The sequence below is a fragment of the Ewingella allii genome, assembly GCF_044430645.1.
GTDB lineage: Bacteria > Pseudomonadota > Gammaproteobacteria > Enterobacterales > Enterobacteriaceae > Ewingella > Ewingella allii.
Genome location: NZ_JAWUDN010000001.1, coordinates 192,143 through 205,695 on the forward strand (window position 1 = coordinate 192,143; position 13,553 = coordinate 205,695).

At 54.3% G+C, this 13,553-nt stretch carries 14 protein-coding genes and 1 riboswitch; of the genes, 9 read left to right on the forward strand and 5 right to left on the reverse strand.

Annotation, left to right across the window (positions count from 1 at the left end):
• The first annotated feature begins 77 nt into the window (after nucleotides 1-77).
• The 3 genes from SBO83_RS00890 (at nucleotide 78) to SBO83_RS00900 (ending at nucleotide 3,538) form a co-directional block, all read left to right on the forward strand.
• Nucleotides 78-998, forward strand: a complete 921-nt coding sequence (locus SBO83_RS00890) for a LysR substrate-binding domain-containing protein (protein ID WP_396130164.1) — start codon at nucleotides 78-80, stop codon at nucleotides 996-998.
• A gap of 238 nt (nucleotides 999-1,236) precedes the next feature.
• Complete coding sequence (locus SBO83_RS00895) at nucleotides 1,237-2,454, forward strand: MFS transporter (RefSeq protein ID WP_396130165.1); 1,218 nt, start codon at nucleotides 1,237-1,239, stop codon at nucleotides 2,452-2,454.
• A gap of 88 nt (nucleotides 2,455-2,542) precedes the next feature.
• A complete protein-coding gene (locus SBO83_RS00900; RefSeq protein WP_396130166.1) occupies nucleotides 2,543-3,538 on the forward strand; it encodes a substrate-binding domain-containing protein in 996 nt (331 codons plus the stop codon).
• 85 nt (nucleotides 3,539-3,623) lie between these two features.
• On the opposite strand, the gene SBO83_RS00905 is transcribed toward SBO83_RS00900, so the two are convergent.
• Both SBO83_RS00905 and SBO83_RS00910 read right to left on the reverse strand, forming a co-directional pair.
• A complete protein-coding gene (locus SBO83_RS00905) occupies nucleotides 3,624-4,055 on the reverse strand; it encodes an OsmC family protein (protein ID WP_034788271.1) in 432 nt (143 codons plus the stop codon).
• A 72-nt stretch (nucleotides 4,056-4,127) separates the two neighbouring features.
• Nucleotides 4,128-4,331: a hypothetical protein gene (locus SBO83_RS00910; protein ID WP_396130167.1), complete on the reverse strand. Its 204-nt coding sequence runs from the start codon at nucleotides 4,329-4,331 to the stop codon at nucleotides 4,128-4,130.
• A 341-nt stretch (nucleotides 4,332-4,672) separates the two neighbouring features.
• Between SBO83_RS00910 and SBO83_RS00915 the strand changes: the two genes are divergently transcribed.
• Nucleotides 4,673-4,960: an addiction module antidote protein gene (locus tag SBO83_RS00915; protein WP_195723751.1), complete on the forward strand. Its 288-nt coding sequence runs from the start codon at nucleotides 4,673-4,675 to the stop codon at nucleotides 4,958-4,960.
• 49 nt (nucleotides 4,961-5,009) lie between these two features.
• Here the strand turns inward: SBO83_RS00915 and SBO83_RS00920 are convergent, their stop codons facing one another.
• On the reverse strand, nucleotides 5,010-5,681 hold the full coding sequence (locus SBO83_RS00920; protein WP_396130168.1) for a DUF3313 domain-containing protein: 672 nt from the start codon (nucleotides 5,679-5,681) through the stop codon (nucleotides 5,010-5,012).
• Between the two features lie 565 nt (nucleotides 5,682-6,246).
• Between SBO83_RS00920 and SBO83_RS00925 the strand changes: the two genes are divergently transcribed.
• Genes SBO83_RS00925 through SBO83_RS00935 form a run of 3 tightly spaced genes read left to right on the forward strand, consistent with a single transcriptional unit; the run spans nucleotide 6,247 to nucleotide 9,644 of the window.
• Entirely contained in the window at nucleotides 6,247-6,756 is a 510-nt protein-coding gene (locus SBO83_RS00925) for a sugar dehydrogenase complex small subunit (RefSeq protein WP_396130169.1), read from the forward strand.
• 15 nt (nucleotides 6,757-6,771) lie between these two features.
• On the forward strand, nucleotides 6,772-8,379 hold the full coding sequence (locus tag SBO83_RS00930; RefSeq protein WP_353501261.1) for a GMC family oxidoreductase: 1,608 nt from the start codon (nucleotides 6,772-6,774) through the stop codon (nucleotides 8,377-8,379).
• Nucleotides 8,380-8,381: 2 nt separating this feature from the next.
• Nucleotides 8,382-9,644: a c-type cytochrome gene (locus SBO83_RS00935; protein WP_396130910.1), complete on the forward strand. Its 1,263-nt coding sequence runs from the start codon at nucleotides 8,382-8,384 to the stop codon at nucleotides 9,642-9,644.
• Nucleotides 9,645-10,395: 751 nt separating this feature from the next.
• Here the strand turns inward: SBO83_RS00935 and SBO83_RS00940 are convergent.
• The gene (locus SBO83_RS00940; RefSeq protein ID WP_396130911.1) at nucleotides 10,396-10,821 is read right to left on the reverse strand and encodes a GNAT family N-acetyltransferase; all 426 of its coding nucleotides are present in this window, start codon (nucleotides 10,819-10,821) and stop codon (nucleotides 10,396-10,398) included.
• Nucleotides 10,822-10,893: 72 nt separating this feature from the next.
• A riboswitch (TPP riboswitch) is annotated at nucleotides 10,894-10,996 on the forward strand.
• A gap of 34 nt (nucleotides 10,997-11,030) precedes the next feature.
• Here SBO83_RS00940 and thiM point away from each other — a divergent pair.
• Together thiM and thiD are read left to right on the forward strand one after the other, a co-directional pair.
• On the forward strand, nucleotides 11,031-11,840 hold the full coding sequence (gene thiM / locus SBO83_RS00945; protein WP_396130170.1) for a hydroxyethylthiazole kinase: 810 nt from the start codon (nucleotides 11,031-11,033) through the stop codon (nucleotides 11,838-11,840).
• On the forward strand, nucleotides 11,837-12,637 hold the full coding sequence (gene thiD, locus SBO83_RS00950) for a bifunctional hydroxymethylpyrimidine kinase/phosphomethylpyrimidine kinase (RefSeq protein ID WP_396130171.1): 801 nt from the start codon (nucleotides 11,837-11,839) through the stop codon (nucleotides 12,635-12,637). Before thiM ends, thiD begins: the two co-directional genes overlap by 4 nt.
• 26 nt (nucleotides 12,638-12,663) lie before the next feature.
• Here the strand turns inward: thiD and SBO83_RS00955 are convergent, their stop codons facing one another.
• Nucleotides 12,664-13,527 (reverse strand): hypothetical protein, encoded by an 864-nt coding sequence (locus SBO83_RS00955; protein WP_396130172.1) that lies wholly within the window; start codon nucleotides 13,525-13,527, stop codon nucleotides 12,664-12,666.
• Between the last annotated feature and the right edge of the window lie 26 nt (nucleotides 13,528-13,553).

The following is a 13,553-nucleotide window of genomic DNA, read 5'->3' on the forward strand; positions in this document are numbered from 1 at the left end:
AATCGTGATATGTTTGATGCTTCTATGAAGAAATTCGATTTGTCATTGCAACCTGATCCTGAGAACTGACTGACACAATGTCCAAGATAAAGCTCAATCAGCTGGAAATGTTGATTGCTGTAGTGGAAAACAACGGTTTTAGCGCCGCAGCTGCGGTATTAGGCTGCACGCAGTCGCGCATCAGTCACGCCATTGCCGAGCTGGAGCAGCACCTCAAGACTAGACTGTTACACCGTTCCCGCACCGGATGTGTGCCGACTCCGGCCTGTACTCGCATCCTGCAAGATGCGCAAAAAGTGATGCAACTGCTGGCGGGCATTGAGCAAGTCGCCGCAGAGATGCCGCAAATAGCTGGCCGACTGCGTGTCGCCTGCTTTCGCAGCGCGACGGCTTATATCCTGCCACCCTGTCTGGAAGCGTTGGCCAAGTCGTGGCCGGACATCCATCTGGACATTGATGATAGCGCCACCGAGTACCACCATATTGACGAAGCCGTGGCGTCGGGGCGCGCCGATATTGGTGTGACGATAAACGGTCAGTTGCCCGATATGCACAGCGTGCCCTATGTCAGCGACCCTTACGTGCTGATGGTCCCGCGTTCGTTTCGGCTAAAACATCCGTTCAGCTGGCAGCAGCTGGAGACTTTGCCTTTCATCCAGCCCAGCGTTAATACATTGACCACGGTGATTGAACGATGTCGGGAAATGGGCCTGCGTAATGAGGCCACGCACAAACTTGCCAGCGATAGCGGCATTGTTGGGCTGGTAAATCAGGGGATTGGTTTTTCGGTTATGCCGTGGCTGTCGGTGCTGCCGGTGCCTGAAAATATCCGTATTCTGGAGTTGCCTCAGCCCTTGCGCCGCCACTCATACATCATCACTCGCGCCGAAAATCGCCATGACCGGCTTATCTCAACCCTGATTAATTTCCTGCGAGATAAAACCCTGATCCGCACGACCAGCGTCTGGCGCTCCGGGATGATGGGCTTGGATTATTGATAATGCCCTCGAGCAATGAGGGCCTTTCTCCTCAGGTCGAAGTTTATTACCCGCTAAAACTGTGTTCTCCCGACTAGTCATTTTATGCCTTTGGTGTCTTTTTAGCCGCCCCTCTCATTGTGTAACGCGTTACACCTAATCTAAGATGCCACGACAGTGAAAGGTGAGCGCCGTCAAGTTTTGCGACTAAAACGCCATCGTGCCGCCTGCTGAGCATCCTCAACATTTGATGAATCCTATGAACTCAACTTCAACATCAACTGATTCACAGACTGCGATTCACCCTGCGTGGGGCGCGGTATTCGCTATGGCGATGGGCGTTTTCAGTCTGGTCACGGCGGAGTTTTTGCCTGCCAGTTTATTAACCCCGATGGCAATCGGACTGCATATGTCAGAAGGGTTGGCAGGGCAGGCCGTGACCACCACGGCGGCGGTGGCGTTGGTCACCAGCCTGCTGATTTCAGCCGCGACCAAGGGTATTGATCGCAAATATGTGCTGCTGGCTTTCTCATTACTGCTAGTGGTCGCTAACCTGTTCGTGGCGCTGGCGAATGGCTTTACTGCCGTGTTGATTGGCCGAGTGCTGTTGGGTGTCGCGCTGGGCGGTTTTTGGACCATGGCCGCGGCCACGACAATGCGACTGGTGCCTGAAGATAAAGTGCCAAGGGCGCTGTCGATCATCTTTAGCGGCGTGTCCGTTGCCACTATCGCGGCGGCGCCGATGGGTAGCTACTTCGGCAATCTGTTCGGCTGGCGCAGCGTGTTTTTCGCTGCCAGCGCGCTCGGCGCGGTGACTTTTGTCGCCCAGTTGCTGACCCTGCCTTCACTGCCCGCTAAAGGCAGCGCCGGGTTGAAAACGATTATCGACGTGCTGCGCCGTCCCTCGGTCGGCATTGCTATGGTGGCAACCATTCTGGTCTTCACCGGCCACTTTATTTTCTTCACCTATATGCGGGCTGCTTTGGAGCAGGCGGCAGGTGTCGGCGTGAATACGCTGTCGGCGATTCTGTTGGGCTTTGGGGTAGCGAACTTTATCGGTACGGCGCTGGCTGGCCGAGTGCTTGAGCATCGGCTGCGTTTAATGCTGATTGCCATGCCCGCGCTGATGGCCGTTCTTGCGGCTCTGTTAGCGCTCTTCGGCTCATCTTCGGTGCTGGACTTCGCGCTGGTGGCGCTGTGGGGCATGGCTTTTGGTGGCGTTCCCGTGGCCTGGTCAACCTGGGTAACGCGCGCGGTGCCCGACGAAGCAGAAAGCGCCGGTGGTCTGATTGTGGCGGCGATTCAGTTGGCCATCAGCCTCGGTGCGGCCTTTGGTGGAGTGATGTTTGACCTCAACGGGGCCAACGGTATCTTCTCCTCTTCGGCGGTGATCTTACTGCTCGCCATGCTGCTGATTATGTACAGCGTGCCGGCTAAAGCGCCTGCACAGGGTGCCAAAGCCCAGAGTTTTCATTGAGTAAACTGCGAGAGGCGTGATCGTTTTTGCGCCTGAAGACATGTTATCCTGCGACTGTTTCAAGACCTTTATCTCAAGAGAAGGCAACATGAGCAGGATAAACATACGGCAAGTGGCGAAGGCTGCGGGTGTTTCGACCGCGACTGTATCGCGGGTGATTAATGGCACCGGGCCGGTAAAGCCCGAAACTCGTGAAAAAGTCATGCGCGTCGTTGAGCAGGAAGGCTTTTATCCTAATCGTCTCGGCCAAAAATTGAGGAACTCGCACAGCGGCATGCTGCTGGTGATGGTCTCAAGTATTGGCAATCCGTTCTGTGCGCTGGTGGTCTGCGGAATAGAGTCCGAGGCCGAGCGGCGCGGATATCACATCATTCTGTGTAATTCAGAATCCAGCCCGCAGCGCGAAGCCGCCTACCTCAAGCTGCTGCATGAACGCACCGTGGACGGCGTCATTACTATGGATGCCACCACCCAAATTGATGCGCTGAAAGAGCACATTGGTCGCCATCCTTGGGTGCAGTGTGGTGAGTACAAGCAGGGCGTCGCGCCCTTTGTTTCAATCGATAGTTATTCCGCTGCCCGTGCCGCCGTCGACCATTTAGTTCAATCCGGCAAAAAGCGTATCGCGATGATCAGCGCCCGCGAAGGCTATAAGTACGCGCAAGAGCGTGAGCAGGGCTATCTCGACAGTCTCGCCGAGGCTGGGCTGTCATGGCATAAAATCGTGCATGCCCGCAATGTGATGAGCTTCGCCGAGGGTGCAACCGCCTATGAGGTACTCATGTCCGGCGAAGAGCCATGCGACGCGATTTTTGGTATTTCAGATATGCTGGCCTGTGGCGCACTTAACGCCGCGGTGAAAGCAGGTAAAACCATTCCCGACCAGTTGTCGGTTGTCGGTTTTGACGGCGTGCCCTGTTCTGAAATCACATTGCCAATGCTAACCACTATTCAGCAGCCGATGTTGGAGATGGGGTGTAGAAGTGCGGGGTTGTTAATCGATCAGATTGAAGGGAAGGCGTTGACCAGCCACGAAAGCGAGCTTCTTCTCCCTTGGAATCTGGTTCCGAGGGATTCCACCTGATAAAGCCAGTGGTGTTTGTGCCGCCATTCGTGACTGTTTATTCAGGCATTGATGTCAGATCAATGCCTCTTCAGGGAACCGATTTCTAGTTTTCGAGCTGATAGTCGAGGGTGATTTCGGCTTTCAGCAGCTTGGACACCGGGCATCCGGCTTTGGCTTTCTGAATGATCTCGTCGAACTTCGCCTTATCAATCCCCGGCAGCTTCACTTTGCTTTGCAGCGCGACTTTGCTAATCGCGAATCCGCCGTCCACCTTATCTAACGAGACGTTAGCCTCGGTATCAATGCTTTTGGCGACATGTCCGGCCTCTGTGAGCATCAAAGAGAGCGCCATAGAGAAGCAAGCCGCGTGCGCCGCGCCAATCAGCTCTTCCGGGTTAGTGCCGGGTTTACCCTCAAAACGGGTATTGAAGCCATAGGGTTGTTTATCCAGAGCGCCACTCTCCGTGGAGATAGTCCCTTTACCTTCCTTAATGTTACCTTCCCAGTGAGCCTGTCCTTTCTTGTGAATGGTCATGTTAATCCTCCGGTTTGTGAACATTGAGGATAAGTATAGTCATGAACTCGGAGGTTGAAGGGCTGAAGGGGATTAAACAGATTTATCTGTGTGCTCAGTAGCCGCTCGATAATCATCTACAGCTTCTTGGAAAGCTATCTGTATCCCTACCTGATCTGCTGCGTGGAATCCAACCACGTTATTTTTCAGATTTTGAATGTGCCCTACGAAGCAACGATCATCATCGCTGTATTCTATTTTTGCTGTATGTCCCTGATAACTGATGATACTCATCATAATCTTCCATTTTTATAATCAAGAGTAATCCCCTTCGCTGATTAAATAGCAATTTGTAATCAGTATGAAGTCGAAGTTAACTAATCCTCTATTTTTCATGAAATTACATGCCAAATTGCGAGACACCTTCCAACCATTTTCTGATTATTTTTCTCTATGGTCGTTACACTCTCAAGCACCAACGGATGGTTATTAAATAAACTATTGAGAGGGTGTGGTTTTTAAACTACAATCTTTCCGTCATAAGGAGATTATTTTGCTGCTATGTGGTGGAGATAAGTCCTCTCAAAAGCGAGATATCTGTCTTGCAAAAAATTTAGCCAAATCATGGAGTAATGGCAATGACTGAAAAGCTGACGACGTATGATCCAGCCTGCGCATTGGTCAATGAAGAAGAGATTGAGTTTTTTCTGGCTGACGCACTAGAAACCGGGGATTCAGCTTATATTGCTCAAGCGCTGGGCGTTATCGCTCGCGCTAAGGGGATGACGCATATTGCTCAGGAAACGGGTTTATCCCGTGAGCAGCTTTACCGTTCTTTTAGTCAAAACGGCAATCCCACGTTGAAAACCACGCTGGCGGTATTGAAAGCTTTGGGGCTCTCTCTTTCCCTCAAACACCCGTCCTAAAAACAAAAAAAGCAGCCCGCAGGCTGCTTTTTCACTTCCACTCGAACACTTACTTTTGCGGGGCTGGGTTGAACTGCACGGCGTCGGTCGCCAGGCTGTCTACCACGCCTTTCAGGTCGTTCAGGGTCACTTTTTGGCTGTCGTTAGAGACTTGTTTACCCAGGCCTTTACGCACCACTTTCATCACGACTTTACCGGTGCTGGCATCGATCAGCTCACCTTCGAAATAGAGTTCGGTATCGCGGGTGCGGTGGCCACTGGCGGTTTCTGCGCCGGCAACAACTAACGCCACTGGGATCACTTCATAGAACTGCAAACCCTCTGCCGCAGTGCTCACCCCGGTGATCGCGCCTTTAAAGATTAAGGTGCGAGGACCAGCGTGGTCGGTCAGTGGCAGACGCTGCGCGATAGACGACTTCAGACGGTTATTGGTGTAATCCAGCACGCCATCCAGAGTTTGTTTGTCGATCTGTGCATTCGGCTGAGGCTGAGGGTAGAAAGTGATCGGCTGATAGAGAACATGGGAGTAATTAGAGGCGTTGAAGGACGGATCAACCCAGCGTAATACCGTTTTTCCGGACGGTGTTTTGGTCTCTTTTAAACCAGAATAATCGCCGAGGAAGCCAGAATATTTATCCGATTTAGTGATCTGACTTGTACACCCTGCAAGCAATACTGCACCGGCAATGAGCGCAGCTTGCAAAATCTTCGTTTTTTTCATTGGAGGAGCCTTAAGTGTGTAAGTGGCGTGTCAAATTATGTATAGCACTAAAAGCAAATTTCACCGTGCGATAATCATCAAAAACGGCGTGAAAGCAGAATAGCAAAATAAAAGTCTGTGCTATCAACAACAACAAGATTTTTTGACGTAGAGGGGTAAAAAATTACGGCTGCCCTGAGACAGCTAAAAAATGCGCATCAAACAAGAAAAATTTGCTGATTTATTTCACGCTATAAAATAAATAAAAAACAACTAACTACTTGTATTTATTGATTTAATTTTTTGTGTAAATCAATATTTAGCACGAAATGAACCACATCAACATATTATCCCTGCATATCGTGTTGTATCATGCCGACGTTTCTTTACATATCGGCTACTTTTATAACAATGATGCGCATAAAAAATAATCCTCTCCGCATCATACAAGCCGGTAGATAACACCGCGTACAACCATTGAATTGTGCACTTTACTCACCCGTTAGGGTGACAGCGCGTTGATGAAGGGCGCAGCCCACGGATGTCCGTTCATCCGCCATCCCGCTGTTTTTTAGGAGAAAATGCAATGTCTGATACCCCTTCGAAGACGCTTCGCGTCAGCGGCGTTTCACGTCGTCGCTTATTGGGTTATATCGGCGTCGGACTGGCCAGCAGCCTGATGATGCCCGTTCCGCTAAAAGCTTTTGCCGCCGACGGCGAACCTTCGCCAGTTGATGTCGACAAGTTCTTACGTATTTCCCGCGCGCTGACCGGCAAAAAGCACCTCAACCCGGTGATTGGCCAACGTCTGTATGCGGCGATTTTACAGCGCAAACCTGAGATCGCCGCGCAGTTGGACTCACTGCAAACACTGCCTGCCGGGGCGCCGTCGAGCTGGGCTCAGCCACAGAAAGACGCCGCGCGCATTATCCTGCAAGGCTGGTATTTGGGACAGGTGGGTGAAGGGCAAGACATTGCAGTCGTGACTTATGAAAAAGCGCTGATGTTTGAGGCGGTCTCCGATGTGCTGGTGATCCGCTCTTACTGTACCAATCGTCCTGGCTACTGGGCTGCCAAGCCCGATGTCGCGCTTTAATTAAGGAAAAAAAACATGGCTGACACATTAAAAGCTGACGTCGTTGTCATTGGCTCGGGCGTTGCCGGTGGTCTGGTGGCAAACGAACTGGCGAAAGCCGGGAAAAACGTCTTAATTTTGGAAGCAGGCCCGCGCCTGTCTCGCTGGGAAATCGTTGAAAATTTCCGCAATCAGGCCGACAAGTCGGACAACATGAAGCCGTATCCGTCTACCGACTACGCGCCGCATCCTGAAGCGAATCCAAGCAATAACTATCTGATTCAGAAGGGTGAACACCCGTACGACGCGCAGTTTATCCGCGTGGTGGGTGGCACAACCTGGCACTGGGCGGCTTCCGCGTGGCGCTTCCTGCCGAACGACTTCAAGATTAAATCCCTCTACGGCGTTGGCCGCGACTGGCCGATGGAGTACGGCGAGCTGGAGAAATGGTACTTCCGCGCCGAGCAAGAGCTGGGCGTGTGGGGGCCGAACAATGAAGAGCTGGGTTCGCCGCGCAGCGCGCCATACCCAATGGAACCTCTGCCGCTCTCTTATAACGAACAGCGCCTGAAAACCGTGCTCAACAACAATGGTTACTATGTAGTGACTGAGCCGGTGGCGCGTAACAGCCGCCCTTACGATGGCCGCCCGACCTGCTGTGGTAATAACAACTGCATGCCGATCTGCCCGATTGGCGCGATGTACAACGGCATCACCCACGTTGAGAAAGCCGAGAAAAACGGTGCAGTTCTGCGTCCTGAATCCGTGGTGTACAAACTGGAAGTCAATGACAAGCAGGAGATCACCGCCGCGCTGTTCAAAGACCCGCAGGGCAATGAGCATCGTGCTGAAGCGAAATACTTCGTGTTGGCGGCCAACGGCATCGAAATCCCTAAACTGATGCTGATGTCCACCAATGACAAGAACCCTAACGGCGTGGGGAACAGTTCTGACCAAGTGGGCCGCAACCTGATGGACCACCCGGGCGTCGGCGTTGAGTTTTACGCCAACGAGCCGCTGTGGCCGGGGCGCGGGCCGCAGGAGATGACCTCCATGGTGGGCTTCCGCGACGGTGACTTCCGCAAAGAGTACGCCGCGAAGAAAATCCACCTGTCGAACGTCTCCCGTACCGATCAGGAAGCAGGGCGTCTGCTGAGCCAAAAGGGCGAGCTGATCCTTGGGCCAGACCTCGACAAGCGTATTCGCGATCGTTCTTCGCGCTACGTGCGTTTCGACAGCTTCCACGAGATCCTGCCGCACGCGGAAAACCGCATCATTCCGAGTGCCACTGAGAAGGACAAACTGGGCATTCCGAAGCCGGAGTTCTACTACGCGATGGACGACTATGTGCGTAAAAGTGCTGAGCACACCTACAAAGTCTATGCCGATGCTGCGCGCCTGATGGGCGGCACCGACATCACTTACTTCAAAGACTTTGCTAATAACAACCACATTACCGGCACCACTATCATGGGCCACGACCCGAAAGACTCGGTGGTGGATACCGACTGTCGCACCCACGACCATAAGAACCTGTTTATCGCCAGCAGCGCGGTCATGCCGACCGTCGGCTCAGTAAACTGTACCTTGACCATTGCGGCGCTCTCGCTGCGGATTGCAGAAACATTAAAGGCGGAGGTGTAATGATGAAAAAGTTAACCCTTAGCCTGATGGCAGCTGTCGGTTTGTTCAGCTTGGCGGCGCAGGCCGAAGAGACTGGCGTGGACCTGATTAAACGCGGTGAATACCTGACGCAGGCCGCGGACTGCGTGGCCTGTCACACCACCAAAGACGGTAAACCTTTTGCCGGTGGATTAGCCTTTAAAACCCCAATGGGTACCCTATATTCGCCAAATATCACGGCGGATAAAGAGACGGGTATCGGCACATGGAGCGACGAAGACTTCCTGCGCGCAGTTCACGAAGGTAAGAACAAAGAGGGCCATCACCTGTATCCGGCCTTCCCGTACACCTCTTACACGCTGTTGAAAGATGACGACGTGAAAGCCATTAAGGCCTACTTGTTCAGCCTGCCGCCGGTGCATCAGCAAAATCGTGAAAACGAGATGCCGTTCCCGTTCAACCAGCGCTGGGGCATGTGGTTCTGGAATCTGGTGAACTTCGACAGCAAGCGTTTTGAGCCAGACACCGCGCAGTCTGCCGAGTGGAATCAGGGTAAATATCTGGTCGAAGGCTTAGGTCACTGCGGCGAGTGCCACACCCCGCGTAACATCACCATGGGGATGAAAGACAGCAAGCCTTACGCCGGAACCGAGGTTGACGGCTGGACCGCGTTCAACATCTCTTCCGACAAAAACGCCGGGATTGGTAGCTGGAGCAAAGGCGACATCGTGCAGTATCTGCGCTCTGGTCACGTCAGTGGCAAAGCGCAGGCCGCAGGCCCGATGGCGGAAGTGATCGAAAACAGTACGCGTCATCTGACCGATGCCGATCTGAACGCGATGGCCACCTACATCCAGACGCTCAAGCCGCAGGCGGATTCTTCTGTCACCAAGAGCCGTTCCGATTGGGGCCATGAGAGCACCAGCGTAGACAACCTGCGCGGCGTGCCATTCAAAGCCAGTCAGGAAACCGACGGCGCGCGCCTCTTCCTCGGCAACTGCGCAAGCTGCCACAGCTTCGGCGGTCAGGGTAGCCAAGACGGCTATTACCCATCGCTGATGAAAAACAGCGTAGTAGGTGCCCAGATGCCAAACAACTTAGTCAACGTTATCCTGCACGGCGTATCGCGCAAAACTAACGACGGCGACGTGTTTATGCCGGGCTTTGCTGACACCCTGAGTGACAAGCAGATCGCCACGCTGAGCACTTATATGTTTAAAGAGTTTGGTGCTCAGCCAGCGTTAAATGTGAAAGATAAAGATGTGAAGGATTTGCGCGGGGAGTGATCCCCGGCTGATCATCACTGCCCAGTGAAGGGGGGAGTGGGGTAAACGTTGCGGCGTTTAATCCCGCTTTCCCCTTTTTCTATTGCATCTTTAAATTCAAATTCAAATTCAAATCCAAATCCAAATCCAAATTCAAATTCAAATTCAAGGTCGTGGGCGTCGGCCCACACCGACCAAGGGAGGCGTAAACGCGCCTCCCTTGGAACCCTGCGTTTTTTCTGTTGTTAGATCGAGGCTGCGCAGGGTTGGAATGAACGTGTTTCAGCAGCCATTGTGATCGTCGCGAAGTGCCGCCGCTTAGGCGGTTCCCGAATTTCAGGCTTCGAGCCTTTGGTCTCGAACCATTCATTCGGCGTCACTTCTGAACGCGACCTACTGGCATTTCAACCGTGCCGTTTCAGTGGAGTACCGTTCTGCTCCTCCCCCTGACAAGGGGGAGGCTGGGAGGGCGCAAGACAAAATTAACTGAAACGGCTCGGTTTAGATGCCTCAAAACCGCAGTCAAAAATGGCGCTGAGCGAACGGTTCGAGACCTTAGGCTCGAAGCCTGAAGCGAAGGCACCGCCTAAGCGGCAACATTTTGCGGTGGAGAACTGAATTACCTGAAATACGTCCGCCTAACGAGCGGAGCGCGCAGTAAAGAGCCGGGGATTCTCAAGGGGCGCGGCGATTGGCGCCCCTTGAGGCCGGTGTGGCGGCAGCCCACGGTTTTGAATTTGAATTTAAAGATTTAGGCCGCCCGCCAAGGGCATTATTTCTTCAAGAAATGAAAAAGATAATAATCCCCTTTCGGACTCTCGCCCTCGGCGACTATCTCCCATCCCTTGGCGAGATAAAATCCGACGGAGTTTTTACTCTTGATCAAACATTTGAGTGAGCCGGTGCCGGTGAACATGGCTTCGCTGGCGTGGAGCAGGGCGCTGCCGACGCCGGTGCCTTTGTGGGCGGGGTCTACGAACAGGTTATGCAGGAAATTCTCTTGGATGAAGATGGACGCAAAACCTAGCAACTTTCCTTGATGTTCGGCGACGATCACCGTTTCTCCAAGGATGGCGCGGTCGAAATCTTCGAGTTGAAAATCATCAGTGTCCATCCAAGTCCACGTATCCTTGCGTGACGCGAGGTACAGGGTGCGTAAAAAAGGGCGATCGGCTTCTTCATAAGGGCGTATCTGCAAGACATCTTCTCCATTGTTACCCGCTTCAACGATTCTAGGTTGATCTTCCAGACGTGCCAACCAATAATGGCTTTCGTTGACTCGGGGTGTCCTTCTTGTGAAAGAAAGGGCTGAGACCTTACCCGTATTACCTGATCTGGATTATGCCAGCGTAGGGAAGTCAGGTATCTCTCCCGATACCGCCTTCTTTAGCGCCGGTTGGGAGAAATATGAACACTCGACCTTCCGTTTTTTCCGGCAACTCTGCTGCCGCTGCCCTCGAAAACCTGCGTCACGCTAAGCCGCTGGTTCACTGTCTGACTAATGATGTTGTGCAATCCTTTACGGCCAATGTGCTGCTGGCGTTGAATGCCTCCCCCGCGATGGTGGTGGACCCAACCGAAGCCGCGCAGTTCAGCGCCATTGCCGATGCGGTGCTGATTAACGTCGGGACGCTAACTCAGCCTCATGCCGACGCCATGCTGGCGGCGGTTAACTCGGCTAATCAAGCTGGGAAGCCTTGGGTGCTGGACCCGGTGGCCGTCGGCGGTTTGGCGCAGCGCACCGAGTTTTGCCGCCAGCTGATCAAACTGGGCCCTGCCGCGATTCGCGGCAATGCCTCTGAGATCCGTGCGTTAAATGGCTTAACCTCCACCGGGCGCGGCGTGGATAGCGGCGATGACTCCCTCTCCGCGCTGCCCGCCGCCGAAGCCTTGGCCCGCGAAACCGGCGCTATCGTGGCGGTGACGGGGGAGATTGACTATGTCACCGACGGCGCGCGCAGCCTTGCTGTGACAGGCGGCGACGCCCTGATGACCCGCATTGTCGGCACCGGCTGCGCACTGTCGGCGGTAGTGGCGGCTTTTGTCTCCCTGCCAGACGACCGGCTGGATAACGTCGCGGCGGCTTGCCGGGTGATGTCGTGCGCGGGCGAAAGAGCTTGCCACGAGGCGCGCGGGCCGGGCAGCTTTACCCCGGCTTTCCTCGACAACCTGTGGCTGCTGAATGGTGAGATGCTGACGTCGGGGGAAGCAGTATGAAGCGTATCAATGCTTTAACCATTGCCGGGACTGACCCGAGCGGCGGCGCGGGGATTCAGGCTGACCTGAAAACCTTCTCGGCGCTGGCGGCTTACGGCACCAGCGTTATCACCGCGCTGGTGGCGCAAAACACCCGTGGCGTGCAGTCGGTTTACAACATCGACCCGGCTTTTGTGGCGGCGCAACTGGACTCGGTACTCGGCGACGTGCGCATTGATACCGCCAAAATCGGCATGCTGGCTAACAGCGATATTGTTGAAGCCGTGGCCGAGCGCCTTCGACACTACCAGCCGCCGTTCGTGGTGCTGGACACCGTGATGCTGGCTAAAAGCGGCGATCCGCTGCTGTCGGCGGATTCGGTTGAGGCGCTGCGACGCCTGCTGCTGCCGCAGGTAGCGATTATCACGCCGAACCTGCCGGAGGCGGCGGCGCTGCTGGAGTGCGACATGGCGCAGAATGAGCAAGAGATGCGTGAACAGGGCGAGGCGCTGCTAGCGATGGGCTGTGACGCGGTGCTGATGAAGGGGGGGCATTTAACGGATAGCGAAAGCCCGGACTGGCTGTTTATGCGCGGATCCCGCGAGCGCTTTACCGCGCCGCGCGTCGACACTCGTCACACCCATGGCACGGGCTGCACGCTGTCGGCGGCGTTGGCGGCTCTGCGCCCGCGCCATGATAACTGGCCGGACACCGTTCGCGCCGCGAAGGCTTATCTGCAACAGGCTTTGATGCAAGCAGATTCGCTTGAAGTGGGGCAAGGTATCGGCCCGGTTCACCATTTTCATCAATGGTGGTAATGGTGGTAATGAGCGGAACTCTGGTGTCAGGCTCGGATCTTGTTATGGCATAACTCAGGTTCTACCTGCTTGAACATCGACAGCGCCTGCTGCAAATGCTCGGCGTCGAACGGGTTCAACGGGTAGAACTTCTCCTCTTTGCGCGGGCGCAGCGACAGCCGAATCTGGTTGGCGGTCACTCGCTCATAGAGGTAGCTGGCGATGTCATCATTCTCCTCGTCGCGCCATGAAATCAGCAGCGCCGCGTGCTCGCCGGTGCGGCGGCCGAGGAAACGATTCTTGGTCCACATCCCTTCAAAATCGCCATCCTTTTGCAGTTTCTTACCGCTGAACAGATCGCTGTCAGCCAGATACCACAGGGCCTGCGGCGAGATTTCCCTTTGCACGCTGCGCCACATCGGCTGATTGTTTTCCATCTGCCAGCACGCCATACCGAGGTAGTCATTAAGCTCGCGCCAGTCGTTTTCCAACTGTTGTTTCAAACTTTTGTCGGCCAGCGTGTGGAATTGCTGCAAGCCGGTAGCCTGTGCGCCAAGGCGGGTATAGCCGACCACCGACATGGTGCGCGGCCTGCGGCGCAGCGTCATCCACAGCAGGAATTTCGGAATGCGGAACTTGATGGCCTGTACGCTGAGCTTGTAGCGCTGCCCGCGAGACATCACCAAGCCGTTAGAGGCGCCGCGTTTGTCTTGATAGTTGCGCACCAGCACCACGCTGTTTTGCCCCATCCAGCCAGTGACATAATGCTCTTTATCACTGGCCGAGATGTCCAAATCACGGGCGATCTGCTCGATTTTCTCCACGTCCAACTGGCCGAGGGAGAGGCTTTGATCCGCGCTGTAATAGCTTTTCTTTAAAACGGAAGAGGTCGAGGGGGTGGCTAACGACATAACTGGGCTTCCAGCAAAGTGACATT

Bases quoted from the DNA above. Each gene is read 5' to 3' on its own strand.
- SBO83_RS00890 (WP_396130164.1), top strand. From the start codon at position 78: ATGTCCAAGATAAAGCTCAATCAGCTGGAAATGTTGATTGCTGTAGTG.
- SBO83_RS00895 (WP_396130165.1), top strand. From the start codon at position 1,237: ATGAACTCAACTTCAACATCAACTGATTCACAGACTGCGATTCACCCT.
- SBO83_RS00900 (WP_396130166.1), top strand. From the start codon at position 2,543: ATGAGCAGGATAAACATACGGCAAGTGGCGAAGGCTGCGGGTGTTTCG.
- SBO83_RS00905 (WP_034788271.1), bottom strand. From the start codon at position 4,055: ATGACCATTCACAAGAAAGGACAGGCTCACTGGGAAGGTAACATTAAG.
- SBO83_RS00910 (WP_396130167.1), bottom strand. From the start codon at position 4,331: ATGATGAGTATCATCAGTTATCAGGGACATACAGCAAAAATAGAATAC.
- SBO83_RS00915 (WP_195723751.1), top strand. From the start codon at position 4,673: ATGACTGAAAAGCTGACGACGTATGATCCAGCCTGCGCATTGGTCAAT.
- SBO83_RS00920 (WP_396130168.1), bottom strand. From the start codon at position 5,681: ATGAAAAAAACGAAGATTTTGCAAGCTGCGCTCATTGCCGGTGCAGTA.
- SBO83_RS00925 (WP_396130169.1), top strand. From the start codon at position 6,247: ATGTCTGATACCCCTTCGAAGACGCTTCGCGTCAGCGGCGTTTCACGT.
- SBO83_RS00930 (WP_353501261.1), top strand. From the start codon at position 6,772: ATGGCTGACACATTAAAAGCTGACGTCGTTGTCATTGGCTCGGGCGTT.
- SBO83_RS00935 (WP_396130910.1), top strand. From the start codon at position 8,382: ATGAAAAAGTTAACCCTTAGCCTGATGGCAGCTGTCGGTTTGTTCAGC.
- thiM (WP_396130170.1), top strand. From the start codon at position 11,031: ATGAACACTCGACCTTCCGTTTTTTCCGGCAACTCTGCTGCCGCTGCC.
- thiD (WP_396130171.1), top strand. From the start codon at position 11,837: ATGAAGCGTATCAATGCTTTAACCATTGCCGGGACTGACCCGAGCGGC.
- SBO83_RS00955 (WP_396130172.1), bottom strand. From the start codon at position 13,527: ATGTCGTTAGCCACCCCCTCGACCTCTTCCGTTTTAAAGAAAAGCTAT.